Origin of the sequence: Streptomyces sp. SLBN-118, assembly GCF_006715635.1 — a bacterium.
In the GTDB taxonomy this organism is placed as follows: Bacteria; Actinomycetota; Actinomycetes; order Streptomycetales; family Streptomycetaceae; genus Streptomyces.
This window is the reverse complement of record NZ_VFNP01000002.1, coordinates 3,062,363-3,087,214: the sequence shown is the minus strand read 5'-3', so window position 1 is coordinate 3,087,214 and position 24,852 is coordinate 3,062,363. Positions and strand designations below refer to the sequence as shown.

Here is a 24,852-nt window from a genome sequence, read left to right as displayed (position 1 = left end):
GCGAATGGAATCCCCCACGGACCACCTCAGCCAGGCCTGCGAGCTGCTCGCGTCCCACCCGGTCGTCGACGGCCACAACGACCTGCCCTGGGCGCTGCGCGAGCGCGTCCGCTACGACCTGAACCGCATGGACATCGCCGGTGACCGGACCGGCGAGCTGCACACCGACATCCCCCGGCTGCGCAAAGGCGGCGTCGGCGCGCAGTTCTGGTCCGTGTACGTACGCAGCGACATGGACGGCGACGACGCGGTCACCGCGACCCTGGAGCAGATCGACGGGGTGCGCCAGCTGCTCGAACGGCATCCGGCAGACCTCGCCGCCGCGCTGAGCGCGGACGACATCGAGAAGGCGCGCGGCGAGGGCCGTATCGCCTCCCTCATGGGCGCCGAGGGCGGCCACTCGATCAACAACTCCCTCGGCACGCTGCGGGCGTTGTACGCACTGGGCGTGCGCTACATGACCCTCACCCACAACGACAACATCGCCTGGGCGGACTCGGCGACCGACGAGGTCGGCGTGGGCGGCCTGTCGGCCTTCGGCCACGAAGTCGTGCGGGAGATGAACCGCATCGGCATGCTCGTCGACCTCTCGCACGTCGCCCCCTCCACCATGCGCGACGCGCTCGCCACCACGGTCGCGCCGGTCGTCTTCTCGCACTCCTCGGCCCGGGCGATCTGCGACCACGTACGCAACATCCCGGACGACGTGCTGGAGCGGATGCCGGCGAACGGCGGCGTCGCGATGGCCACGTTCGTGCCCAAGTTCATCCTGCCCGAGGCGGTCGACTGGACCCGCGCCGCGGACGAGAACATGGAGGCGCACGGCCTGCACCCACTGGACACCTCGCCGGAGGCGATGAAGGTCCACGCCGCGTTCGAGGCGGCCAGCCCGCGTCCGGTGGCGACCGTGGCGACGGTCGCCGACCACCTGGACCACATGCGCGAGGTGGCCGGCGTCGACCACATCGGCATCGGCGGCGACTTCGACGGGACGGCCTTCACCCCGGCCGGTCTCGAGGATGTCGCCGGCTATCCGAACCTGATAGCGGAACTGCTCGGCCGGGGCTGGTCCGCCTCGGACCTCGCAAAGCTGACCTGGCAGAACGCGGTCCGCACCCTGCGTGCGGCGGAGGATGTCGCCCGCGGCCTCCAGGCGGAGCGCGGTCCCTCGAACGCGACGATCGAGCAGCTCGACGGCTGACCCGGGCCGGCCGGGGGTGCGGGGCGGGTGCTGGTTTCGCCCGCACCCGGTCCCGTACCCCCGAACGCACCACCTGCCGTGAAGCCTCGCCGCTCCCGTGCCACGGTTGATCCAACGGCACCGCCGTCGACGCTCGGAGCACCCATGGCAGATCTGCAGAACGACCCCCAGGCCGAGACCGTAGCCGTCGGGAGCGTCGACGATGTGGCGCCGCCGCGCAGAGAGCCGCCGTCCGAGCCCGCCGACCCGGCCGCCGGAAGCCTGGAGCGCGCACGGGAACTCCTCGCCGCGCACCCGATAGCCGACGGCTGCAGCGGGCTCGGCCTGGCGCTGCGGGACATCCCCTCGTACGACATCGAGGACGGCGAGCGCCTGCTGGAGACGGACATACCGCGGCTGCGGGACGGCGGGGTGGGCGCGCAGTTCTGGTCCCTGCATGTGCGCGGCGAGCCCACGGGGGACCGTGCGGTGACGGCGACGCTGGAACAAATCGACCTGGTCCGCGCCCTGGTGGCCGAGTGCCCCGAGGGACTGCGCCTGGCCCTGAGCGCGGGCGACATGGCCGACGCACGCAACTGCGGCCGTATAGCCGCCCTGCTCGGCCCGGTGGCGGGCCCGGCCCTCGGCGACTCGCTCGCCACGCTGCGCGCGTATCACGCACTGGGCGTTCGCAGCGTCACGCTCGCGGGCACCCGCTGGACACAGCGCGACGGACTGACCCCCTTCGGCCAGGAGGTCGTCCGTGAGATGAACCGTCTCGGCGTCCTCGTCGACCTCTCCGGCTGCACGCTGGAAACGATGCGCCGGGCGCTCGTGGTGGCCAAGGCCCCGGTCGTCATCTCGCACCACCCCGAGCAGATCCCGGACGACGTGCTGCGCCAGCTGCGCGCCAACCGCGGTGTGTGCATGGTCGCCTGTACGGGCGCCTCGATCCGCGAGACGGCGAACCGCCTGGACCATGTCCGCGAGACGGCGGGCCCGCAGTCCGTGGCCCTGACCGGCGCCTACGACACGGGCTCCCCGCACGCGCCCGGCCTGGCGGACGTGTCCTGCTTCCCGCGTCTGATCGCCGAACTCCTGGACCGCGACTGGCCGCAGGCCGATATCGAGGCCCTGACCTGGACGAACGTGTCCAGGGTGCTCAGAGACGCGGAATTCGTCTCCCGCGCGATCCAGGCACGGCGGCCCCCGTCGACGGCGAAGCCGACACCGCACGACGGGTGAGCCGCGAGGCGCGCTGTGCTGTGGTGTGCGTGCCCTCTCAGCAGGCGCAGAGGCAGAACGGGTGCCCGGCCGGGTCGGCGTACACCCGCCACGACCGCGCCCGGTCATCCGCGTCCAGCGTCTTCGCGCCCAGCGCCAGTACTTCCTTCTCCGCCGTGTCCAGGTCGTCCACTGTCAGGTCGAGATGGAACTGCTGCGAGGCGTCCGGCGCGGGCCACTTCGGCGGTACAAAACCGGGCGAGACCTGGAACGACAGCGGCGTTCCGGCAGCACCCCCGAGAGACACCCAGCCGTCGCCGTCCTCCTCGATCTCACCGCCGAGCACGCTTGCGTAGAAACGGGCGAGTGCGACGGGGTCGGGACAGTCCAGCACGACGGTCTGAAGGGTGGCGACGGCCATGGCTCCTCCTCGAGTGGGAGTTACTGTTGAAACGGCTCAACCGGTAACGGTTACTTCATGCTGCCGCATCGGAGGTAACGTCGCAACCATGAATGAGAGGGAAACCGCGCCCGGAGGCCTCGCGCTCGTCGCGGCCCTGGTGAACACGCTCGACGTCGAGACCGGCGCCGATTCCCTCGACACGGCGGACGGCCGCGCCGCCTTCGGTCTCGCCGAACCTGACGTGCCCGCCGTGCGCGAGCTGCGTGAGGCCCTGCGCGCCGCCTGCCTCGCGCACGCAGGTCACCGGCCGGAGCGTTCGCCGGCCGCGCTCGACGAACTCCTGGCCGAGGCGCCGCTGTACGTCACCGTCGCAGACGACGGCACCGCCGCACTTCGCCCGGCGGACCCGGACGCGCTTGTCTCCCGCATCGCCGATGCGCTCGCCGCCGCGGCCGCCGACGGGACATGGGCCCGCCTGAAGGCGTGCGAGGCGGAGGACTGCCGGTGGGTGTACTACGACCGCAGCCCGGGCGGCCGGCGCCGCTGGTGCTCGATGTCGGTCTGCGGCGCCCGCGCCAAGATGCGCACGTACCGGGCTCGGGGCAGGGCGTCTTCCCAGGGCTGAAAGCCCGTCCGCGGTTTGTGCGCCGAGGCCGAGCCTACGCCGGCGGGCGGCCCATCGCCCGGTACGACCGATTCTTGACGCCGTGCTCGCACCGTTCGGCGCCGGGGCGCCTCACGGGCTTCGCGCGGCTGTGCCGGACTCCGTCCGGCGGTGTGGTTGCCGCTACGCCCGCGGGCGGCCCATCGCCCGGTACGTCCAGCCCGCCTCGCGCCACTTCACCGCGTCCAGCGCATTCCGCCCGTCCAGCACGATCCGGCTCGACGTGACCTGGCCCAGCGCCGCCGGGTCCAGCTCGCGGAACTCGCGCCACTCGGTCAGGTGCAGTACCACGTCCGCCCCCCGGACCGTGTCCAGCGCCGTGTCCGCGTACCCGAGGGTCGGGAACAGCCGTCGCGCGTTGTCCATGCCCTTGGGGTCGTACACCGTGACCTGACCGCCCTGCAGGTGGATCTGCCCGGCGACATTCAGCGCGGGCGAGTCCCGTACGTCGTCCGAGTCGGGCTTGAACGTCGCCCCCAGCACGGCCACCCGCTTGCCCAGGAACGACCCGCCGCCCACGGCCTCCCGCGCCAGCTCCACCATGTGACCGCGGCGCCGCATGTTGATCGAGTCGACCTCGCGCAGGAAGGTCAGCGCCTGGTCGGCGCCCAGCTCACCGGCGCGGGCCATGAACGCGCGGATGTCCTTGGGCAGGCAGCCGCCGCCGAAGCCGATGCCCGCGCGCAGGAACTTGGAGCCGATGCGCTCGTCGTATCCGATGGCTTCGGCGAGCTTCGCAACATCGCCGTCCGCCGCCTCGCACACCTCCGCCATCGCGTTGATGAAGGAAATCTTCGTCGCGAGGAACGAATTCGCGGAGGTCTTCACCAACTCGGCGGTCGGGAAGTCCGTCACCACGAACGGCGAACCCTCGCCCACCGGCGTCGCGTACACCTCGCGCAGCAGCTTCTCCGCACGCTCGCTCTCCACGCCCACCACGATCCGGTCGGGGTGCAGCGTGTCCTGTACGGCGAAACCCTCCCGCAGGAATTCGGGGTTCCATGCCAGCTCGGCGTCCGCGCCCACCGGGGCAAGATCGGTGAGCAGCGTCGCCAGCCGGGCCGCGCTGCCGACCGGTACGGTCGACTTGCCGACGACCAGGGCGGGCCGCTTCAGCTGGGGCGCGAGCGAGGCGAAGGCACGGTCGACGTACGACATGTCACAGGCGTACTCGCCGTGCTTCTGCGGGGTGTTCACGCAGACGAAGTGGACGTCGCCGAACTCCCCGATCTCCTCCCAGGAGGTCGTGAAGCGCAGCCGCCCGCTCGATCCCTCGATCCCGGCGACATGCCTGGCCAGCAGGTCTTCCAGCCCGGGCTCGTACATGGGGACCCGGCCCGCGGACAGCATCTCGATCTTCTCGGGCACGACATCGAGTCCGAGGACCTCGAAGCCCAGTTCAGCCATGGCCGCGGCGTGGGTGGCGCCGAGATATCCGGTGCCGATCACGGTGATCTTGAGGGCCATGCGGTGCTCCAGTGAATCGCGGGCTGGGAATGCCTGCCCGAGCATAGCCGCGCCCCGCACCGGGGTCCCGGGCCTGCCGAGGGGGAGCGCTTTCCGCTGTCGCCAAGGTCACGTATGCCTGGGCGCGGCAGGCCCTTTAAAATTGAGTTACTTAACGGTAGTTAGCGTTTCCCTGGGGAGTGAGAGACAGTGGCCGGATCGGCTGATTTCGACCTGTACCGCCCGTCCGAAGAGCACGACATGCTCCGTGACGCCATCCGCTCGCTTGCCGAGGCGAAGATCGCTCCGTTCGCGGCCGAGGTCGACGAAGAGGCCCGCTTCCCGCAGGAGGCGCTGGACGCGCTCGTCTCCGCCGACCTGCACGCGGTCCACGTCCCCGAGGAGTTCGGCGGCGCGGGCGCCGACGCGCTGGCCACCGTGATAGTCATCGAAGAGGTCGCGCGCGTCTGCGCCTCCTCCTCCCTCATCCCCGCGGTGAACAAGCTCGGCTCGCTCCCGGTGATCCTCTCCGGCTCCGAGGACCTGAAGAAGAAGTACCTGGGCCCGCTCGCCCAGGGGGACGCGATGTTCTCGTACTGCCTCTCCGAGCCGGACGCCGGCTCGGATGCGGCGGGCATGAAGACGAAGGCCGTCCGTGACGGCGACTTCTGGGTGCTCAACGGCGTGAAGCGCTGGATCACCAACGCCGGTGTCTCGGAGTACTACACGGTGATGGCCGTCACCGACCCCGAGAAGCGCTCCAAGGGCATCTCGGCCTTCGTCGTCGAGAAGTCCGACGAGGGCGTCTCCTTCGGCGCCCCGGAGAAGAAGCTCGGCATCAAGGGCTCCCCGACCCGCGAGGTCTACCTCGACAACGTCCGTATCCCCGCGGACCGCATGATCGGCGAGGAGGGCACCGGCTTCGCCACCGCGATGAAGACCCTGGACCACACCCGCATCACCATCGCGGCCCAGGCGCTCGGCATCGCCCAGGGCGCGCTGGACTACGCCAAGGGGTACGTCCAGGAGCGCAAGCAGTTCGGCAAGCCGATCGCGGACTTCCAGGGCGTGCAGTTCATGCTCGCCGACATGGCCATGAAGCTTGAGGCCGCCCGCCAGCTCACCTATTCCGCGGCCGCCAAGTCGGAGCGTGTCGACGGGGACCTGACCTTCTTCGGCGCCGCGGCCAAGTGCTTCGCCTCCGACGTCGCCATGGAGGTCACGACGGACGCGGTCCAACTGCTCGGCGGCTACGGCTACACGCGTGACTACCCCGTGGAGCGCATGATGCGCGACGCCAAGATCACCCAGATTTATGAAGGCACGAATCAGGTCCAGCGGATCGTGATGGCAAGGAACCTGCCGTAAGGCCCTCTCGCACGACGCACGCCACGGCCCCTAGAAACGCCGCACACCGGGGGCCGTTCGCACGCCGGTCGCTTCACGAGGCAGCCCAGGGCTGCCTCGTGAGGTCCGAGATCGGAGTGGAGCGTCCGGGGCAGGGCGTCAGCGGTCCGAAGTGACCGTGACCTTGTCGTCGTTCTTCAGCTGCTCGACGAGCTGCTTCACCTTGCTCTTGTCCCAGACCAGGTTGCCGCCCCGGCTGCCCGAGATCGGCATGTTCATCGACGTGCCGTCGCCGCCCGTGACGCCCTTCATCGCGAAGAACATCTGGCCGAGCGACCACAGGGACATGTCCTTGTCCACGATCAGGGTGTCCAGGCCCGCGCCCATCGTCGGGTAGAACTTGAACGGGTTGAGGATCGTGCCCGGCGTCGCCGTCTGGCTGGCCAGCGCCGCGAGGAACTTCTGCTGGTTCTTCGTACGGTCCAGGTCGCTCTGGGCGAAGGCGTACCGCGTCCGTACGAACGCAAGCGACTGCTCGCCGTCCAGCGTCTGCTTGCCCGCCTGGAAGTCCGCGCCCGAGTTCTTGTCCTTGAAGGCCTTGGGGATGTCGATCTCCACGCCGCCTATCGCGTCCACGATGTTCGCGAAGCCGGCGAAGCCGATCTCGACGTAGTGGTCGATGTGCAGGCCCGTGTTGAACTCGACCGTGCGGACGAGCAGCTCGGGGCCGTCCTCCGCGTACGCCGCGTTCAGCTTGGTGTGGCGGCCCTTCGCGGGGAAGAGCTTGCCGGACTGGGAGCCCTTGAAGGAGGGGATCTCCACGTCGGAGTCGCGCGGCAGCGAGATCAGCGTCGGGCCGTTGTCGCCGTCGTGCAGGATCATCATCGAGTCGGTCCGCTTGCCTTCGGCGGAGCCCGTGTGGAGCTTCTTCTTCTCCTCCTCCGACATGCCCTCACGGCTGTCGGAGCCCACGATCAGATAGTTCGTGCCCTCGCCGGCGCCGGGGCGCTCGATGACCTTCGAGAGGTCGACCTCGCGCTTGAGCTTGGAATCGGCCCAGAAATACGTGCCTATGGACACCGCGAGCAGCAGGACGACCAGCGTCAGCGAGCCGATCTTGAGCCGTCGGCGCCAGTCGGGGCCGGCCTGGGGTGCGTAGCCCTGCGGGGGTCCGCCGTTTCCGCCGCCCTGGCCTCCGTAGACCTGGCCCGTGTTGTAGCCGCTGTCGTAGGGGGCGTCGTAACCGTCGTCGTACCCCTGCGACTGTTGCTGCGGGACCGGTCGTCGCTGCACGTGGCGCATCGCGCGAGCGCCCTCGGGCTCGGCCTGGCTGCCGCGTCCGTATCCATCGGGCCATTCATTCATGCGGACCAGTGTGCAGGCCGGGGCCTGTGCCTCACAGAGCGGGTGGGGAATAGGGTCAGGGCTGTTGCCAAGCTGATGCAATGCGGCCCGGCATATGGTGGAGCGCATGACAGACCTGGCCCAGCGCCCGGAATCAGAGATTCCGGGTAAGCCCACTTCGGCGTCCCGTACCACCTTGAGTCACATCATGACCGGCACCGACACCAACCTTCTCGGCACGGTGCACGGTGGGGTGATCATGAAGCTGGTGGACGACGCGGCGGGCGCAGTCGCGGGCCGCCACTCGGGCGGGCCCGCGGTCACGGCCTCCATGGACGAGATGGTCTTCCTGGAGCCGGTACGCGTCGGAGATCTGGTGCATGTGAAGGCCCAGGTCAACTGGACCGGGCGGTCTTCCATGGAGGTCGGCGTGCGGGTGCTCGCCGAACGCTGGAACGAGTCGACCCCCGCGACGCGGGTCGGCACCGCGTATCTCGTCTTCGCCGCGGTCGACGGGGACGGCAAGCCGCGTCGCGTACCGCCCGTGATCCCCGAGACCGAACAGGACCAGCGGCGCTACCAGGAGGCGCAGATCCGGCGCACGCACCGGCTGGCGAGGCGCCGCGCGATCAAGGAGCTGCGCGAGAAACACGCGTCGGAGGGCCTGGACGACTGACCGGGGCTCCGCCGGGAACCCGCCTGTGCGGGCCGGCCCGGTTACGGGCAGAGCACCTGGTCGCCCGTCACCGCGCCGAACTCGCCCTGGCGCTTGTCCTCCGCCCGGACCGGTGTCACGCCCTTGTAGTCCGTCCCTGCCGTCACCTTCAGCGTCGGGCCCTGGCCCCTCACCTTGAGCAGTTCGCAGCCCGGCAGCGCCGCCGCGAGCGACTTCGCCGAGCGGTCCCAGCGTGGGTCGTATCTCACATAGGTGCGCCGCACCTCCGCGCCGGCCCGGTTCAGGGGGTTGCGGGTCGTGTTGAAGCCGGTGGCCCTCAGCGCGTCGTCGAGCCTGCGCCCCAGGCCGTCCGCGCGCGTCCCGTTGAAGACCTGCACCCGGATCTGCTGCGGCGCCACGTCGACCGTCGTCGCCTTCGGCCCCGCCGGCCGGTGCGGCGCCAGCGGCATGTCCTCGCGCAACCTCTGGAAGAGCTTCTTCGACTTCGCCTCGTCCCACTTCAGCGTGGAGCCGACGCCCTTGACGTAGTGACCGACGCCGCGGACCGGCACGGACGTGAACTCCGACGAGGCCGCCGTGAACCCCCGCATCGCCCTGCCCAGCGCGAGCATCTCCTCCGTCCCGAAGCCCTCGTCGGCCCGTACGGAGCCCAGCATCATCGAGCTGACCTGGCGGAACTTCACCGGGTTCAGCAGCGCCCCGCTGCTGGTCGCCCGCTGGATGAGCGCCGCGACAAAACGCTGCTGGCGCTGCATCCGGCCCAGGTCGGCCGCCCCGTCGATATGGCGCGAGCGCACGTACTGCAGCGCCTGCCCGCCATTCAGCTTGTGCCTTCCGGCGGCGAGATCCAGACCGGTGTACGTGTCCTTCATAGGCCGGGCCGTGCAGATCTCCACCCCGCCGAGCGTGTCCACCGTGTTCATAAAGCTGGTGAAGTCGATCTCCAGATAGTGGTCGATCTTCACCTTGGTCATGTTCTCAACGGTCCGCACGGTCAGGTTCGGCCCGCCCTCCGCGTACACCGCGTTCAGTTTCAACGGGTGCGGCTTGTGGCGCTTGCCGGTCGTCCGGTCGACGTGCTCGGGGATCTCCGCATAACTGTCCCGCGGCAGGCTCACCACGCTGGCCCGCCCCCGCTCCCGCGAGATGTGCACCAGCATCATCGTGTCGGTGCAGCGGCAGGGCGCGCCGCCCAGCCGGTACTTCCGCTTCATGTCCCGCGTGATCTTGTCGCGACCGTCCGTGCCGACGAGCAGGAGATTCATGCCGCGGCCCGGCTCGGGCCGGTTCTTCATGTCCTTGAAGGGGTCCACCCGGTCGATACCGGAGTCCAGGCTGGTCACCACCGCGTGCCCGATGCCGCCCGCCCCCAGCACCAGGACCGAGAGCGACGTCGCCACCCGCATGCCCCAGCGCGGCCGTGCGACCGGCCGTGTGGTCCTGGACTGGGCACTCGGCCCGGGACGGCGGGAGCGGGGCGGCGTGGGCACGGGGGGACACCTCCGCGAGCGACAGGGGAATCCCGCACACCGTAGGCCGATACGATCTGCGCCCACGGGCACCGCCCCGGCCGCCGCGCGTCCGTGTCCCCCGTTCGCGGTAACGTGGCGACCGATGAACGCCACGCCCTCCGCCATGCCCCCAGTCTCCGTGATCATGCCGGTCCTCAATGAGGAGCGGCATCTGCGCAACTCGGTCCGTCACATCCTCGAGCAGGAGTACGACGGCGAGATGGAGGTGGTGATCGCGCTCGGGCCCTCCACGGACCGTACCGACGAGATCGCCGCCGAGCTCGTAGCGGAAGACCCGAGGGTCCACACCGTGCCGAACCCGACCGGCCGCACCCCGGCCGCCCTGAACGCCGCCATCAAGGCGTCGCGCCACCCGATCGTGGTGCGCGTCGACGGCCACGGCATGTTGTCGGCGAACTACATCGCCACCGCCGTGCGCCTCCTCGAAGAGACCGGCGCGCAGAACGTCGGCGGCATCATGCACGCCGAGGGCGAGAACGACTGGGAGCACGCCGTCGCCGCCGCGATGACGTCGAAGGTCGGCGTGGGCAATGCGGCCTTCCACACCGGGGGCCAGGCGGGCCCGGCCGAAACCGTGTATCTGGGTGTCTTCCGCCGCAAGGCGCTGGAGCAGCAGGGCGGCTACAACGAGGAGTTCATACGCGCCCAGGACTGGGAGCTGAACTTCCGCATCCGTGAGGCGGGCGGCCTGATCTGGTTCTCGCCCGAGCTCAAGGTCCAGTACCGCCCGCGGCCCTCCGTCAAGGCGCTCGCCAAGCAGTACAAGGACTACGGCCGCTGGCGTCATGTCGTCGCCCGCTACCACGAGGGCTCCATCAACCTGCGCTACCTCGCGCCGCCGACCGCCCTGTGCGCGATCGCCGCGGGCGTCGTGGTCGGCGCGGCCCTCACGCCCCTCGGCTTCGTCGTCCCGGCCGGCTACCTCGCGGCGATCGCCGCCGGGTCGGTCCCCGCGGGCAAGGGCCTGCCGCTCAGAGCGCGCCTGCAGATCCCTGTGGCGCTCGCCACCATGCACATGTCGTGGGGATACGGCTTCCTGACCAGCCCGCGTGCGCTGGCGAAGAAGGTCATCGCCAGCCGCCGCCCGGCCGTGCGGACCTCGTCCGCCTGATACCGCGTACATACAAAGAGGAGAAGGACCCGTAAAGAGGAGAAGGGGCCCGGGCAATCGCCCGGGCCCCTTCTCATGGTGAGTACGGCCTACCAGGTGAAGCCTTCCTGGACCGCCATGCACTCCGTGTCGTTGGCACCGTTCAGCGGCCGTGCCGACGTCGGCGTCTTGTTGTCGTCCTTCGGCGCCGTCTTCGGGTAGGTGTCACCCTGCCGCCAGTCCGCGCCCACGATCAGAGTGATGCCGGTGACGTCCGTCGACTTCTTCACCGAAGTCAGGGGGATCCCGAGGGACTTGGCGACCGCCTGGGCATCGCCCTCGAGTTCGGCGTTGGAATACCGGATGACCGTCTTCGCCTGCGGATTGGTCGTGGCGTCGGCCTTGGCACGGGTGAAGCCCTTGCCCTCAAGGATCCCGGCGACCGCCGTCGCCCTGCCCTTCGCGGCGAACTGACCGTCGCCCGAAGTGCCGTTCTGCACCATCACCGCGATCTCGCCGGGTGCCGCCGCCGGGTCCTTGGAGGCGGCCGGGGTGGTAGCCGGCTTCTTCTTCGGTGCCTTGCCGTCCAGCGGGATGTCCTCGCGGACCATCCGGAACAGCTGATCCGCGTCGCCCGGCTTGGGCTCGACCTTGCCGCTGAAGCCCGGCCGCTGGGTGTAGAAGTTCGGCATGGTGGTCATGGTGATCCGGTCGGTCGGGACGCTCTTGAGCTCCTCGCCCAGGTCGTAGAGCTCTTTGACCGAGCCGATGCCCTTGTCGACGGTGAGCGCGTCGATCGCGGCCTCGGCGAGGTTGCGCAGCTTGGCCGGGTCGGTGAGCTTGGTGTTCTTGCGCAGCTCACGGACCATCGAGTTCATGTACATGTGCTGGGCGTGCGTACGGGCGAGGTCGGTGCCGTCCTCGAAGCCGTACCGCGTCCGCAGCCACTGCAGGGCCTGCTCGCCCTTGACCGGGTGCGTGCCCGCCTCCAGCTTGAGGCCGGAGCCCTGGCCCTTGCGGTTGCGCGAGAAGACGTTCTTCTCGACGCAGACCGGGACGCCGCCGATGGCGTCCGCCATGGAGACCACACCGGAGAAGTCGATCATCATGAAGTGATCGATGGTGATGCCGGTGAGTTCGTACCAGGTGGCCACGGTGCAGCCGGGTCCGCCGCGGCCGAGCGACTCGTTCGTCAGCGTCCAGCCGGTCGCCGCGTACGTCTTGCCGGTGTCCGGGTCCTTGCACTCGGGCATCTTGACCACGGTGTCGCGCGGCATGCTGATCACCGAGATGTTGCTGCGGTCCGCCGAGACGTGCAGCAGCATCTGCACATCCGCGAGCGGTGTCCCGCCGAAGGTGTCCCTGGCGCCGCCGAGCTCCTGGTTCTTCTTGGAGTCCCGTGCGTCCGAGCCGATCAGCAGGATGTTCAGCGGCGTCTGGCCCGCCGCGTTCGCCTGGTGCTCGCGCATCCTGCCGCCGAGCGTCAGGTCGTCCTTCTTGAGCTTGCTGTTGAGGTGCTCGTAGTAGAGGTATCCGGCGCCGGCCGTGCCGAGTATCAGCAGCGACAGCACGGAGGCGACCCAGCGCAGGATGCGGCGCTTGCCGCGCTTCCCGGGCCGCCGGCCACCGTGCCGGTGACCTGATTCCGGATCGTCACCGGCGCCCCGAGCGCCTTCTTCGTCCCCGGCCCCGGCTTCGGGGTCGTGCTCGCCGGGCCGGGCCTGACGGCCGATCCGGGCGCGGCGGCCCCTGCCGGCCCCCTCGCCCCTCTGTCCGTACAGGCTGTCGTCCCAGCCCAGGTCACGGGCGTGCGGGACGTGCTCGCGCGTCCCCTCCCCCTGCACGCTGTTCTGTCCCACCCCGGGTCCCCCCTGTCCTTCAGGCTCGCCGCATGACCCGGTGTTCCGGGGTCACTTGGCGCACACCTGTTTGTCCGCTTCGACCTTCTGCACACCCTCCGGCGCTTTCGCCGGAGCGGTGATGGGCACCCCTGCGCCCTGGAAATCGGCGCCGAGGGTCAGGGTCATGGCCTCAAGACCCACGGCGTTCTTCGTGCCCGGCTTCAGCGCCGTGGCAGGCAGACCCATCAGGTCCGCGAGCTTGCGGGCCTGGTCGGCCTGGTTCGGCGCGTACACCAGCGTCGTCTTGGCGAGCTTCTGCGGGGCGTTGCCCTCATTGCTCGACTTCAGGACGCCTTGCTCGTTCTGCAGCCAGGTCAGTGTCGCCAGCGCCGCTCCTTGTGTGGCACTGCCGTTGAAGACCGCGACCCGGACCTTGGACGCCTCTGCCCTCGGCCCCTTGAGCAGACTCGCCTGCTGGTTCTTGGCGTCCTGCTCCTTCTGCTTCACCTCGGTGAGCGAGGTGTCGTTCTGGATCATCGAGAACAGCGGCTTTGCCTTGCTCTCGTTGAGCAGCACGGTCGCGCCGTCGGTGTTGTCGACCACCGGCACCGTGGCGAACGTGATGTTCTTCGGGTTGACCTTCTTGAGCTCCATACCGAGGTCGCGGAGCCGGGAGATCTTGCCTATGCCGGTGTCGACGGTGAGCGCCTTGGTGGCGGCCTCGGCAAGGTCCCACATCTTGGTGGGGCTGGAGAGGGTGTCGCTCGACTTCATCTTCCGGATCAGTGAACTCAGGAACTGCTGCTGGATCTCGATCCGGCTGAGGTCGCCGCCGAAGCCCACCGAGTGACGCGTGCGCACGAACGCCAGCGCCTGCTCGCCCTCGATGACGTGCTTGCCCGCCGGGAGGTTGAGCTTGGAGTCCTTGTCGTTGATGTCCTTGGCGAGACAGACCTCGACACCGCCGACTGCCGAGGTCATCGTCTTGACCGCGTTGAAGTCGGCCATCATGAAGTGGTCGACGGTGACGCCGGTGATCTGCTTGACGGTCCGCATGGTGCAGCCCGGGTCGCGGCCCTCCTGGCCGAGGCTCTCGTTGAACCGCGTCTTGGTGGTGCCGCCTATGACCTTGTTGCCCTCGGACGTCTTGGTCTCGCAGTCCGGGATGTCGGTGATCAGGTCGCGCGGGATGGACAGGGCGGTCGCGTTCGTCCGGTCCTTGGAGACATGGAAGAGGATCGTGGTGTCGGCGTGCCCGACGCTGTTCTTGTCGCCGTAGCCGTCGTTGCCCGCACCCGAGCGCTTGTCCGTGCCGATGATCAGGATGTTGACGGCCTGGTCCTTCTTGAAGCCGTCACTGCCCGCTCCCGTGACATCGACCGTGTTCAGGTTCGAGTCGAAGTGCTGGTAGACGAGGTACGCGCCGACGGCTCCGGCGGTCACGAGGAAAGCCATCACGCCACCCGTCCACAGCAGCGCCTTCTTCTTGCGCGACGTGGGCTGCTTGCGCTTGCGGCGGCCCGCGGTGGGGGGATTGGTACCGCCCGTGGCATTGCCGGTACGGCGTGAGCGCTGCCCGGGCACGTCCTTGCCCGGGGCCGCGCTCCTGCGATCGTCCCCGGGGCTTCTCGGAGCAGGCGGCCTCGCACCGGCGCGCCTGGATCCGCCCCGGCTCGAACCGGTGCTTCCCGACGGAGACGACTGCGCTGCGGATCGGTCCAGTCGCAATTCGTAATTGCCGGTGTGCGGGTTGAGAACCCACTGGTCGGCGGGGTCGATTTCGTCCGCCCGCTCACGGCTTTGTGCATCCACGGTTGCTTGAGTCCTCCGTCGGTGCCACGCGAGGCGCCTCCCCCGAAGGGCGCTCGGTCTTTCGATCCGGCAGTGCGCGACCCGAGGTCGGAAGCACCGGATCGCGTCACACTATCCGCCCAGTTCAACGGGAAGCGACGCCCGTGACAAATTCCACGGTCCTTACAACCGGGCAATACGCCCAATCTTCATGGACTTCCGACACTGGCTTGGTCATCGCTTTACTCACACATGCCCACAGCGGCGTTTGTGCCGGAGAAGGTCGGTGCCGGAGTCGGCCTCGCGGAACCGGTGCCATCCGGCTTCTCATCGGTCGGAGCTGTGGGCGCTTCCCCGTTCTTGTCCTCCCCGTTCTTGTTCTTGTCCTTGTCCGGGACGACCCGGACAAGCCTGTCCTCGCGCAGCCGCTTGAACAGCTCGCTCGCCTCCGGCTCGACCAGTTCGTCACGGTTCGGGTCGGCAGAGTACGGCTGGCGCGGAACCGTAAGGAATTGCACCTTTTCGGTTGGTACGTTGCGAATTGAGCGAGTCAGGTCGTACAGATCCTTCAGCGAGTCCAGCCCCGGGTCCGTCGTCAGCGACTTCGTCGCCGCGTCGAGCACCGGGTAGAGCCGGATCGGATTGAGCAGTACGCCATTGCTCTGCACCTTCTTGACCAGTGCGCCGAGGAACTGCTGCTGCCGTTCCATACGCTCGGTGTCGCTGCCGTTGCCGATGGACTTGCGGGCGCGTACGAAACCGAGGGCCTGCTCGCCATTGAGCTTCTGCATGCCCGCCCGCAGCCTCAGATGCGCGTCGGCGTCGTCGATCGGCTCCTTGAGGCAGACCTCGACTCCGTGCACCGCGTCGACCATGGCCTTGAAGCCCCGGAAGTCCACCACCATGTGGTGATCGATCCGGATGCCGGTGAACCCCTCGACGGTACGGATGGTGCAGGCCGCGCCGCCGAACTCGAACGCCCAGTTGAACTGAGCGAACTGTGCCTTCGTGCGGGTGCCGTCGGGCTTGCGGCAGCTGGGGATGTCGACCATGAGATCGCGCGGGACGGACATCGCGGTCGCGCTCTGCCGGTCCGCGGCGATGTGCAGCAGGATCGTGGTGTCGGAGCGCTGGCTGCCGCCGTCGTCGCGGCCGTATTTGCTGTTGCCGGCGCCGGAGCGGGTGTCGGAGCCGAGGAGAAGGATGTTCTGCGCGTCGAGCGAGACGGGCTTGGGGCGTTGCTTCTCGTATGTCTCCAGCTCGGAGGCGGCGGTGGTGTCCGTGGTGATGTTGGCGTCGAGCTTGCGGTAGAACCACCAGCCGACGCCGGCAGCGGCGAGGACGACGACGGATGTGCCCAGGGCCGCCCAACGAAGCCAGTGGCGCTTGTGGTTGGGGGCTTCGGAGTCGGGACCCTTCTCGTCGGAGCCCTTCTCGTCGGGGTCGGCCTCGCTGGGGTCGGCCCCGTCGTCCCGGGCTTCGTCGGTACGGGATTCCGTCGCCGGTTCGGCGTCGGCTTCGGCATCCGCGTCAGTGCCCGAACGGGCACCGTCACCGGCGTCCGGGCCCGCACCGGTGTCCGCTGCGTCCGGGTCCGTACCGGCGTCCGGGTCCGTACCGGCGTTTCTGCCCGGCCCGGTACCGGGGGCGGTTCCCCTGCCCTCCACGCCCGGGTCCTTGCCGGCTTCGCCGGCCCCGGCCGGGCCGTCCGGTTCGGCGGGCGTGCCAGCACTCTCCGTCACGTCTGCGTCCATCCTTCATGGCGTCGGCGGCGCGCTGGGTCGCCGATCGCAGGACTAGACGGCGGAACCTGGCGCGTGGTTGTGCGTTGAAGCACGCGTATCGCCGATCATCCACCGGAGTTGACGCAGGATCCGGGGGGCTCGGCCCGGGTGTGCGCCACACGGGTGGACCTCAGAGGCTTGTCATACAGCGGTGTTGGTGACGCGCTCGTCCGCGATCCGCTTTTCGAGGCCCTCCTGGGGCAGTGTGCCGAGGTTTCGGCACAGCACCACGGATCCGCCGGCCGCGAGCGGTGCGTACAGCCCGGCGGACAGCCCCTCCCACGTGTCGTACGAGCGCCCGGTCAGCAAGCGGGAGCCGGACCCGAGGCCCAGTTCGGCCGCGTCGGTGCGAGCCCGCTCGACCAGGCCGGCGCCACTCAGTTCCGTATCGCCGACGACGAGCGTGGGCGCGGCCGGGTCCACCGGCGCGTACGGCGCGAAGCGGTCGCCCTGTCCCGGCACCTCCACCGCGTAGTCGGCGAAGCCCGCCGGGGGCTGCGGAAAACGTCCGCCCAGCGGGCGCAGTGCGAGCGCCACCCTCTCCCCGGAGCAGGCGCGGGCCTCCTCCAGGGTGTCCGGACCGCTGACCACGAGATCCGCGTCGGCCGGATCGCCGCCCACCTCGGCGCATACGCCGACCGACGAACAGGCGAGCAGCCAGACCGCGCTCTGCCAGTGCGCCGGAAGCAGCAGCGCGAGCCGGTCGCCGGGCGCGGCGGCGAGATCGCCCTGGAGCAGATTCGCGGTCTTTGCCACCCAATTGGCGAAGGTGGCCACAGACAATTCGACGCGCTCACCGGTGGCGTCGTCGTAGAAAGTGACCAAGGGGCGTGCCGGGTCCGCGGCGAGCGCGGATCGCAGCAGGTCGGCGGGGGTACGGTCGCTGGCGTTCACCCGCGCAAGGGTACGCGGCGGCGGCGGCACCGGGCCGCCGTACGGGTGACGGGATACACCGGAAGGACTGATGGGCCGTCGGTTTCCCGAAAGGCGGAATGGGCTGCCCCGGCTCAGGATCGGCCTCATGCGTGGATTCCTGGCTTCTTCGATCGGCGCCGCGTGCTCAGCCGCGCTGATACTTCCCCTCTGGCTGTCGTCCGGAACGGTGGCCGCGGCGCCACCCTCGCCGGACCTGCCCGGCTCCACCCAGTCGCTCGCACTGAAGGCGATCGGGGACGGAGCGTCGGACCGGTCTCTTGGCCCGTCGGCGGAACAGGGATTGACCCGCCGTGACGTCAGACCCTTCTCCCTCGTCGGTGTCGTCTGGGACGACGTGAACGCGGAGCTGCACGGCACCGTCCAGGTCCGCACGCGGTCCGTGGCCTCCGGGCGGTGGTCGGACTGGCAGGACGTGGAGACCCACAACGACGAGCACGGCGCGGATCCCGGCACGGCGGAGGGGGGCTCGCGGAAGGTGCGCGGTTCAACCGCCCCGCTGTGGGTGGGGGCGTCTGACGGCGTGGAGGTACGCGTACGGGCGGACGATCCGTCCGAACCGGCGCAGCTGCCCAAGGGCTTGCACCTCGAACTCGTCGACCCGGGCGAGGCACCGGCGCCACAGGCACCGATGCCGCAGGGACGGGCGGCGGAGGAACCGGCGCCGCAGGAACCGGCGCCGCAGGAACCGGCGCCACTGGAACCGGCGGCGGACCAGCCCGAGGGCCCGGTGGTCGACCTGCCCGTACCGGGACTTCTCTTCCCCGCGGAACCGGAGACGGCAGCGGACGAACTCCCCGCCCTCTCCCAGGAAGAGACGGAGGCCGACGCCGGCGTGGACAAGGCGGCGGGAGCGCCGTACATCGGACCGCGCCCACGCATCGTCACACGCAAGGGCTGGGGCGCCGACGAGTCGCTGCGCGAGCCCGGCTTCGTCTACACGAACACGGTCAAAGCGGCATTTGTGCACCACACCGCCACGGGCAACGCCTACACCTGCGCGGAGGCACCCTCCGTCCTGCGCGGTATCTACCGCTACCACGTAGTGAGCAGCGGGTGGCGCGACATCGGCTACAACTTCGCCATCGACAAGTGCGGAAACATCTACGAAGGGCGTGCGGGAGGCGTGGCCAAGGCCGTACTCGGCGCACACACCCTGGGATTCAACACCGACAGCATGGGAATCGCCGTGCTCGGCACGTACAGTTCCTCCACTCCGCCCGCGGCGGCGGTCACCGCGATCGCCCAACTGACGGCCTGGAAGCTCGGGCTGTTCGCAGGCAACCCGCTCGGCAAGGTGCTGCTGACGTCCGGGGGTAGTGGCAAGTACGCGAAGGGCCAGAAGGTCACCTTCAACGTCATTTCCGGCCACCGGGACGGATTCCTGACGGAGTGCCCGGGGGCCCTGCTCTACGGCAAGCTCGGCGCGGTCCGGAGCGCCTCGGCCGCGTACCAGGGTCGCTGACGGGGAGTGCACCACACCAACTGCATACACTGCCGGTCTCGAACGAGTGACCATGCCGGCCCCAGCAGGAAGCAGAGACGACAAGGTGACAGAAGCGATCCTCCTGGTCGGCGGCAAAGGCACCCGACTGCGTCCGCTCACCGTCAACACTCCGAAGCCGATGGTTCCGGCGGCGGGCGTCCCGTTCCTGACGCATCAACTGGCACGGGCAAGGGCGGCGGGGGTCGAGCACATCGTGCTGGCGACGTCGTATCTGGCGGAGGTCTTCGAGCCGTACTTCGGCGACGGCTCGGCTCTCGGGCTCCACCTGGAGTACGTCACCGAGGAGGAACCGCTCGGCACGGGCGGCGCGATCCGCAATGTCGCGTCCCGGCTGCGGTCGGGCGCCGACGAGCCGGTGCTGATCTTCAACGGCGACATCCTGACGGGCCTGGACATCGAGGCGCTGGTCGCCACGCACCGGTCGTCCGGCGCGGACGTCTCGCTGCACCTGACGCGGGTCGAGGACCCCCGCGCCTTCGGCCTGGTGCCGACGGACGCCGACGGGCGCGTCCGTGCCTTCCTGGAAAAGCCCCAGACGCCCGAGGAGATCGTCACCGACCAGATCAACGCGGGGGCGTACGTCTTCCGCCGCTCCGTCATCGACACGATCCCGGCCGGCCGTCCCGTGTCCGTGGAACGCGAGACCTTCCCCGACCTGCTCACATCAGGGGCGCACCTGCAGGGCATGGTCGACTCCACATACTGGCTGGACCTCGGCACCCCCCAGGCCTTCGTCCGCGGCTCGGCCGACCTGGTCACGGGCCGTGCCCCGTCCCCCGCGGTCCCGGCGAGCTGCGGCGACCGCCTGGTCCTGCCGACGGCCAGGGTGGCCCCCGACGCGAAACTGACGGGCGGCACGGTCATCGGCGCGAACGCGGTGATCGCCGACGGCGCCCGCATCGACGGCAGCACGGTCCTCGACGGCGCGATCGTGGAGGAGGGCGCGGTCGTCTTCGCCTCCCTGATCGGCGTGGGCGCGCGCATCGGCGCCCGTACGGTCCTGTCGGGCGTGGTGGTCGGCGACGGCGCGGTGGTCGGCCCGGACAACGAACTCCGCGACGGTGCGAGGGTGTGGTGCGACGCGGTCCTCCCGGCGTCGTCGGTCCGCTTTTCCCCGGACCAGTAGCCCCGGGGCCGTCGCCCCGTAGGCTCTTACACCGTGGCAGGACGCTTCGCACCGAACCGACCCACCCGCACCACCGTGCGCGGAGGTCACACCCCCCTGCCCGGAGGGGCCGTTCCCCGCCAGGCCACCGCCCCCCGCACCCGCCGCTGGACACCCCCCGGCCCCCTGGACCTGGGCCTGGTCCTCGGGCCTCTGCGCCGCGGCCCCGCCGATCCCACCTTCCGTACGTCCCCCGACGGCTCCGTCTGGCGCGCCAGCCGTACACCCGCAGGGCCCGGCACGCTCAGGGTCGCGCTGCGGGCGGACAGCGGCACCGCCGAGGGCGCGGCGTGGGGCCCCGGCGCGGAGTGGCTGCTCGACCAGCTGCCCGCCCTGCTCGGCGAAGGGGACGATCCGGCCGCCTTCACCCCCCGCCACCGCCTTGTCGCCGTCTCCCAGCACCGTCGGCCGGGCCTGCGTCTGACCCGTACCTCGCTCGTGCTGGAAGCCCTGATCCCGTCGATCCTGGAGCAGAAGGTCACGACGGACGAGGCGTACCGGGCCTGGCGGCTGCTTGTCCGAAAGTACGGCGAGCCCGCTCCGGGCCCGGACGGGCGGCTGCATGTCATGCCCGACCCCCGCACGTGGGCGCTGATCCCGTCCTGGGAGTGGCACCGCGCGGGCGTCGACAACAAGCGGGCCTCCACGATCCTGCGCGCCGTCCGCGTCGCGCGCCGACTGGAGGAGGCCGCCGCGATGGAGCCCGAACAGGCCCAGGAGCGGCTGGAGTTGATCCCGGGCATCGGCCCCTGGACCTCTGCCGAGACGATCCAGCGCAGCAACGGCGCCCCCGACGCGGTCACCGTCGGCGATCTGCACCTGCCCGGCATCGTCGGCTACGCGCTCGCGGGCGACCGCCACGCCGACGACGCCGCAATGCTCGAACTCCTGGCCCCCTACCCGGGCCAGCGCCACCGCGCGGCCCGCCTCATCCTCCTGAGCGGCCGCACCCCGGCCCGCCGCACGCCGAAGATGCCCCGCGGCGACATCGCGAGCCTGTAGAACGCCGAGGACAGGCGAGCATGGTGAAGGGGATGGACGTACCGGTGGGCTGGCGCGAGGCCGACTCGTCCGACCGAATCCGACTGAAAAGCCCGGGTGTTCACTCCGTTCAACGGCTCGAACACCCGGACTCTTCGCTTGTGATCGCAGGGCTCAGCGCACCTCGATGAATGCGGAAGCCTCCCGCTCCGGCCGCGGCCGTGGCGCCTGTGCCGCGTGTCCCACCGCCACCGCCCCCATCGGGTCCCACCCCTCCGGCAGGCCCAGCACGTCCCGTACGACCTCGCGGCAGAACATCGTCGATGACACCCACGCCGAGCCGAGCCGCTCACCCGCCAGCGCCACCAGGAAATTCTGGACGCCCGCGCCCGCCGCGACCACGAACATCTCGCGTTCGGCGGCGTCCCTGCGCTCGTCGCCGTAGTGGTGCGAGCCGTCCGTCACCAGGCACGGCACCACCAGATACGGCGCGCGCCGCAGCACGTCGCCGCGCCGGACCCTCTTGGCGACCGACTCCGCGGACTTGCCGTCGCGCCGCAGGTCGGCGATCCACGCGTCCCGCATCGCGTCCAGCAACTCCGTGCGCGCCGAGGCCGATTCGAGCAGGACGAAGCGCCAGGGCGTCGTGTGGTGCGGCGCGGGCGCCGTGACGGCCGCGGCGACGGCCCGGCGGACCGCGCCGCCGTCCACCGGCTCGTCGGTGAACTCGCGGACCGTACGCCGCAGGGTCACCGCCTCCCGTACCGCCTCGGACGTCCCGAGCCGGAACATGTCGTCCGCGGCCTCCCGCACCATCGCGCGTGCGCCGTCCTCGCCGCCCACCAGATGGCCCAGGCCCCGGACCACCGCGACCGGCAGGCCCTCCGCCTTGCCCTTGACCAGGTCACCCGCCGCGGCGAGTTCGTCCGCGGTGGCGACGACGGTCGCGTTCAGCGGATTGCCGTACGCGTCCGTGGCACCGCGCAGATCGTCCAGGACACGCACGCCCGCCGCGCCGATGGCGACATCGGTCAGACCGTTGCGCCAGGGCCGCCCGAACGTGTCCGTGACGATCACGCCGACGTCCACGCCGAGTGTCTCCCGCAGCCCCTCGCGGATCGCCCGCGCCGACGCGTCGGAATCGGCGGGCAGCAACAGCACGGTCCCGGCAGGGGTGTTGGAGGCGTCGACCCCGGCCGCGGCCATCACCAGGCCCTGCCGGTTCTCGACGATGCGAAGGGCGCCGCGGCGCGCCACCACCCGTACCGTCTCCGCGTCGATGGCGGCCTCGCGGTCGTCCGCCGCGACGACCCGCCCCTCCGCCTTGCTCACGATCTTGGACGTGACCAGCAGGACATCGCCGTCCGCCAGACCCGGCTCGGTCGAGGAGATCAGTTTGGCGAGGTCGTCGCCCGGCCGTACCTCGCCGAGACCGGGCAGCGCCCAGACGCGGTACGACGGCGAACTCACGCCCGTACCTCTTCGGCGAGCGCGAGTGCCTGGCGCGCCATCTCGGCGGCCGCGTCCACGTCCGTCATCAGCAGCGGCACCGCCCGGCAGCGGATCCCCGCCTCCTCGACCCCCGCCACCGCGCCCGCGTCGACGGTGTCGACGAGCCAGCCGTCGAGCAGTCCGGAGCCGTAGTGCCGGGCGACGGCCCCGGCGGTCGCCTCGACGCCCACCGCGGCGAGCACCTTGTCGGCCATCCCGCGCACGGGCGCGTCCCCGACGATGGGGGACAGCCCCACCACCGGGACGCCCGCGTCGGCGATGGCCTCCCGGATCCCCGGCACCGCCAGGATCGTGCCGATGCTGACGACGGGGTTGGACGGCGGGAAGACAATGACGTCGGCCGAAGCGATCGCCTCCAGCACGCCCGGCGCGGGCTTCGCCTGGTCCGCACCGACGGGCACGACCGCCTCGGCGGCCACGGACGCCCGCAGCTTCACCCAGTACTCCTGGAAGTGGATGACCTTCTTCTCGCCGTCGACCTCGACGGCGACATGCGTTTCGACGCGGTCGTCGGACATGGGCAGCAGCCGCACGCCCGGATTCCAGCGGGCACACAGCGCCTCGGTGACAGCGCTGAGCGGGTAGCCCGCGGCGAGCATCTGCGTACGGACGATGTGCGTGGCGAAGTCACGGTCGCCGAGACCGAACCACGCGGGGCCCACGCCGTACGCCGCGAGCTCCTCCTTGACCCGGAAGCTCTCGTCCGTACGCCCCCAGCCCTGCTCTTCGTTGATGCCACCGCCGAGGGTGTACATCACGGTGTCGAGGTCGGGGCAGACCTTCAGCCCGAACAGATGGATGTCGTCACCGGTGTTGCCGATCACCGTGACGTCCGCTTCGGGCGCGGCCTGCTTGAGACCGCGGAGGAAACGGGCGCCGCCGATGCCGCCGGCCAGAACCACAATGCGCATGCACAGCAGTGTGTCAGGCGCGTACGACATCCCGGAGGGCCGGGGAGCACTGCGCGGAGTGCATCGGCATCTCGGTCAGACCCGGGTAGTAGACGTGCAGGCTGACGGCAGGCTCGAGCGAGTCATTGACCACTTCGTGCACATATCCGGGTGCGAACACCCGCTGCGCTCCCGAGGGCAGCGAGCGGGACGTCGCTTCGGTGTGCTCGGTGAGCTCGCCGTCGAGGACCGTCAGCACGCCGGAGGACAGGCCGTGGTCGTGCAGTCCACTGCCCTGACCGGGGACCCACGACAGCAGCCACACCTCGTAGCCGGGGCCCGTACGCAGCCGGTGGTACCAGCGGGTCGTCGTGTCGTACTGGACGAGATGGGCCCACTGCGCACGGTCTGCGGCGATGGAGCGGGCAAGACCGACGAAGTCGGCGACGGTGGCCGGGTGCTCGCGGGCGGGCTGGAGAAGGTGCTGTACGGCGAGGATGTCGCCGGCGATCTGGAGGTCGCTGTCGCTGTTCATGGGTGCGGTGGTTCCTCGGCAGAGAATGTGCAGTGCAGGGAGTCGCAAGGACATGCGGGCTGAGCTGCATGCGGAGAAGAAGCCGGAGCGCTACGGGCGCATCAACAGCTGGAACAGCAACAGCGGGCCTGGACAGCGCTGCGGAACCCACGGAGCGGGGTCGCGAGGTGCACTGAGGTCGCTGGCATGGGATCAAAGGTGACGGGTGGGTTCTTTGCTTGTCAACCCAATGCCCGATTTGGCGTCAATGTTTCACCTCATCCGGTTACTCCGCTCGGAGAAAGGTTTGTGCACCGGCGACCCGGGAGACATGGCGCAACAGCCGCGCCCGTAAACGCCGCTGCGGCCTCGTGATCGGACTGTGATCCGGATCGCTTAAATGGCTGGATTGCAACAAGATCGAACCGTGCGGCGTCTCCTCCCGTGAGAGGGGGGCGCGGGCAGGTGCCATCGGCGGGTGTCAGGTTTTTGATGATTTGCACACTTTCCGCATAGCTTTGGTTCCGCAGAGTGAATACCAGGCCCGATAGCAGATCTCGGCTTGACTGGCCCGGAGCACCGCACTTGTAATTTCACTCGTGTCGTTCGGCCGAAATCGATAGCGGCAACATCACGGGGACGCAAAAACAGACGAGGGGCGCACATGACCGAGCTGTTCGAACAACTGCTGGTCGAGGACGCGGACGAGGAACTCGGCTGGCAGGAGCGCGCGTTGTGCGCCCAGACCGATCCCGAGTCCTTCTTCCCCGAGAAGGGCGGCTCCACCCGCGAGGCCAAGAAGGTCTGCCTGGCCTGTGAGGTCCGCTCCGAATGCCTCGAGTACGCCCTTGCCAACGACGAGCGATTCGGTATCTGGGGCGGCCTGTCCGAGCGCGAACGCCGCCGGCTCAAGAAGGCCGCCGTCTGAACGCCGCACGGATAGCCGGGGCCGAGACCCGCGCCCGGACGACCACCAGGGCCCGACGAATGCGCGCAAATCAGTACGTAAACCACGGTCCGCCGACTGC

General features: G+C 69.8%; 21 protein-coding genes. 10 read left to right on the top strand and 11 right to left on the bottom strand.

Annotated elements, in window-relative coordinates:
- Positions 1-4: 4 nt before the first annotated feature.
- Together FBY35_RS32445 and FBY35_RS32440 are read left to right on the top strand one after the other, a co-directional pair.
- The gene (locus tag FBY35_RS32445; RefSeq protein WP_142217490.1) at positions 5-1,201 is read left to right on the top strand and encodes a dipeptidase; all 1,197 of its coding nucleotides are present in this window, start codon (positions 5-7) and stop codon (positions 1,199-1,201) included.
- A 144-nt stretch (positions 1,202-1,345) separates the two neighbouring features.
- Positions 1,346-2,425, top strand: coding sequence for a dipeptidase (locus FBY35_RS32440; protein ID WP_142217489.1), 1,080 nt, complete (start codon positions 1,346-1,348; stop codon positions 2,423-2,425).
- Between the two features lie 37 nt (positions 2,426-2,462).
- On the opposite strand, the gene FBY35_RS32435 is transcribed toward FBY35_RS32440, so the two are convergent.
- Positions 2,463-2,825 (bottom strand): VOC family protein, encoded by a 363-nt coding sequence (locus FBY35_RS32435; protein ID WP_142217488.1) that lies wholly within the window; start codon positions 2,823-2,825, stop codon positions 2,463-2,465.
- An 88-nt stretch (positions 2,826-2,913) separates the two neighbouring features.
- Between FBY35_RS32435 and FBY35_RS32430 the strand changes: the two genes are divergently transcribed.
- Positions 2,914-3,432: a CGNR zinc finger domain-containing protein gene (locus FBY35_RS32430; protein ID WP_142217487.1), complete on the top strand. Its 519-nt coding sequence runs from the start codon at positions 2,914-2,916 to the stop codon at positions 3,430-3,432.
- 162 nt (positions 3,433-3,594) lie between these two features.
- Here the strand turns inward: FBY35_RS32430 and FBY35_RS32425 are convergent, their stop codons facing one another.
- Complete coding sequence (locus FBY35_RS32425; protein WP_142217486.1) at positions 3,595-4,938, bottom strand: UDP-glucose/GDP-mannose dehydrogenase family protein; 1,344 nt, start codon at positions 4,936-4,938, stop codon at positions 3,595-3,597.
- Positions 4,939-5,127: 189 nt separating this feature from the next.
- Between FBY35_RS32425 and FBY35_RS32420 the strand changes: the two genes are divergently transcribed.
- Positions 5,128-6,285 carry an acyl-CoA dehydrogenase gene (locus tag FBY35_RS32420; RefSeq protein WP_142217485.1) on the top strand — a complete coding sequence of 386 codons (1,158 nt, stop codon included), beginning with the start codon at positions 5,128-5,130 and terminating at the stop codon, positions 6,283-6,285.
- 138 nt (positions 6,286-6,423) lie between these two features.
- Here the strand turns inward: FBY35_RS32420 and FBY35_RS32415 are convergent, their stop codons facing one another.
- Positions 6,424-7,629 (bottom strand): LCP family protein, encoded by a 1,206-nt coding sequence (locus FBY35_RS32415; RefSeq protein WP_142217484.1) that lies wholly within the window; start codon positions 7,627-7,629, stop codon positions 6,424-6,426.
- A gap of 106 nt (positions 7,630-7,735) precedes the next feature.
- On the opposite strand from FBY35_RS32415, the gene FBY35_RS32410 reads away from it, so the two are divergent.
- Positions 7,736-8,284: an acyl-CoA thioesterase gene (locus FBY35_RS32410; RefSeq protein ID WP_142217483.1), complete on the top strand. Its 549-nt coding sequence runs from the start codon at positions 7,736-7,738 to the stop codon at positions 8,282-8,284.
- 41 nt (positions 8,285-8,325) lie between these two features.
- On the opposite strand, the gene FBY35_RS32405 is transcribed toward FBY35_RS32410, so the two are convergent.
- A complete protein-coding gene (locus tag FBY35_RS32405) occupies positions 8,326-9,690 on the bottom strand; it encodes an LCP family protein (RefSeq protein ID WP_142218288.1) in 1,365 nt (454 codons plus the stop codon).
- Between the two features lie 208 nt (positions 9,691-9,898).
- Between FBY35_RS32405 and FBY35_RS32400 the strand changes: the two genes are divergently transcribed.
- On the top strand, positions 9,899-10,927 hold the full coding sequence (locus FBY35_RS32400) for a glycosyltransferase family 2 protein (RefSeq protein ID WP_142217482.1): 1,029 nt from the start codon (positions 9,899-9,901) through the stop codon (positions 10,925-10,927).
- 89 nt (positions 10,928-11,016) lie between these two features.
- Here FBY35_RS32400 and FBY35_RS32395 read toward each other — a convergent pair whose 3' ends face one another.
- The 4 genes from FBY35_RS32395 to FBY35_RS32380 form a co-directional block, all read right to left on the bottom strand.
- Positions 11,017-12,765 (bottom strand): LCP family protein, encoded by a 1,749-nt coding sequence (locus tag FBY35_RS32395; RefSeq protein WP_142217481.1) that lies wholly within the window; start codon positions 12,763-12,765, stop codon positions 11,017-11,019.
- Positions 12,766-12,816: 51 nt separating this feature from the next.
- Positions 12,817-14,559 carry an LCP family protein gene (locus FBY35_RS32390; protein ID WP_142217480.1) on the bottom strand — a complete coding sequence of 581 codons (1,743 nt, stop codon included), beginning with the start codon at positions 14,557-14,559 and terminating at the stop codon, positions 12,817-12,819.
- A gap of 221 nt (positions 14,560-14,780) precedes the next feature.
- Positions 14,781-16,292, bottom strand: a complete 1,512-nt coding sequence (locus FBY35_RS32385) for an LCP family protein (RefSeq protein WP_142217479.1) — start codon at positions 16,290-16,292, stop codon at positions 14,781-14,783.
- Positions 16,293-16,463: 171 nt separating this feature from the next.
- Positions 16,464-17,216 carry a TIGR03089 family protein gene (locus FBY35_RS32380; RefSeq protein WP_142217478.1) on the bottom strand — a complete coding sequence of 251 codons (753 nt, stop codon included), beginning with the start codon at positions 17,214-17,216 and terminating at the stop codon, positions 16,464-16,466.
- 127 nt (positions 17,217-17,343) lie between these two features.
- On the opposite strand from FBY35_RS32380, the gene FBY35_RS32375 reads away from it, so the two are divergent.
- From FBY35_RS32375 to FBY35_RS32365, 3 genes are all read left to right on the top strand, one after another.
- On the top strand, positions 17,344-18,720 hold the full coding sequence (locus FBY35_RS32375; RefSeq protein ID WP_142217477.1) for an N-acetylmuramoyl-L-alanine amidase: 1,377 nt from the start codon (positions 17,344-17,346) through the stop codon (positions 18,718-18,720).
- A gap of 85 nt (positions 18,721-18,805) precedes the next feature.
- The gene (locus FBY35_RS32370; RefSeq protein WP_142217476.1) at positions 18,806-19,888 is read left to right on the top strand and encodes a sugar phosphate nucleotidyltransferase; all 1,083 of its coding nucleotides are present in this window, start codon (positions 18,806-18,808) and stop codon (positions 19,886-19,888) included.
- Positions 19,889-19,921: 33 nt separating this feature from the next.
- Positions 19,922-20,929, top strand: coding sequence for a DNA-3-methyladenine glycosylase (locus FBY35_RS32365; protein ID WP_142217475.1), 1,008 nt, complete (start codon positions 19,922-19,924; stop codon positions 20,927-20,929).
- Positions 20,930-21,082: 153 nt separating this feature from the next.
- On the opposite strand, the gene FBY35_RS32360 is transcribed toward FBY35_RS32365, so the two are convergent.
- The 3 genes from FBY35_RS32360 to FBY35_RS32350 are packed head-to-tail and all read right to left on the bottom strand — an operon-like array spanning position 21,083 to position 23,845.
- Positions 21,083-22,378: a coenzyme F420-0:L-glutamate ligase gene (locus FBY35_RS32360; protein WP_142217474.1), complete on the bottom strand. Its 1,296-nt coding sequence runs from the start codon at positions 22,376-22,378 to the stop codon at positions 21,083-21,085.
- A complete protein-coding gene (cofD, locus tag FBY35_RS32355) occupies positions 22,375-23,331 on the bottom strand; it encodes a 2-phospho-L-lactate transferase (RefSeq protein WP_142217473.1) in 957 nt (318 codons plus the stop codon). The genes FBY35_RS32360 and cofD overlap by 4 nt, the downstream gene beginning before the upstream one ends.
- 13 nt (positions 23,332-23,344) lie before the next feature.
- Entirely contained in the window at positions 23,345-23,845 is a 501-nt protein-coding gene (locus FBY35_RS32350) for a cysteine dioxygenase family protein (RefSeq protein ID WP_142217472.1), read from the bottom strand.
- 643 nt (positions 23,846-24,488) lie between these two features.
- On the opposite strand from FBY35_RS32350, the gene FBY35_RS32340 reads away from it, so the two are divergent.
- On the top strand, positions 24,489-24,752 hold the full coding sequence (locus FBY35_RS32340; RefSeq protein WP_023541320.1) for a WhiB family transcriptional regulator: 264 nt from the start codon (positions 24,489-24,491) through the stop codon (positions 24,750-24,752).
- The last annotated feature ends 100 nt before the right edge of the window (positions 24,753-24,852 follow it).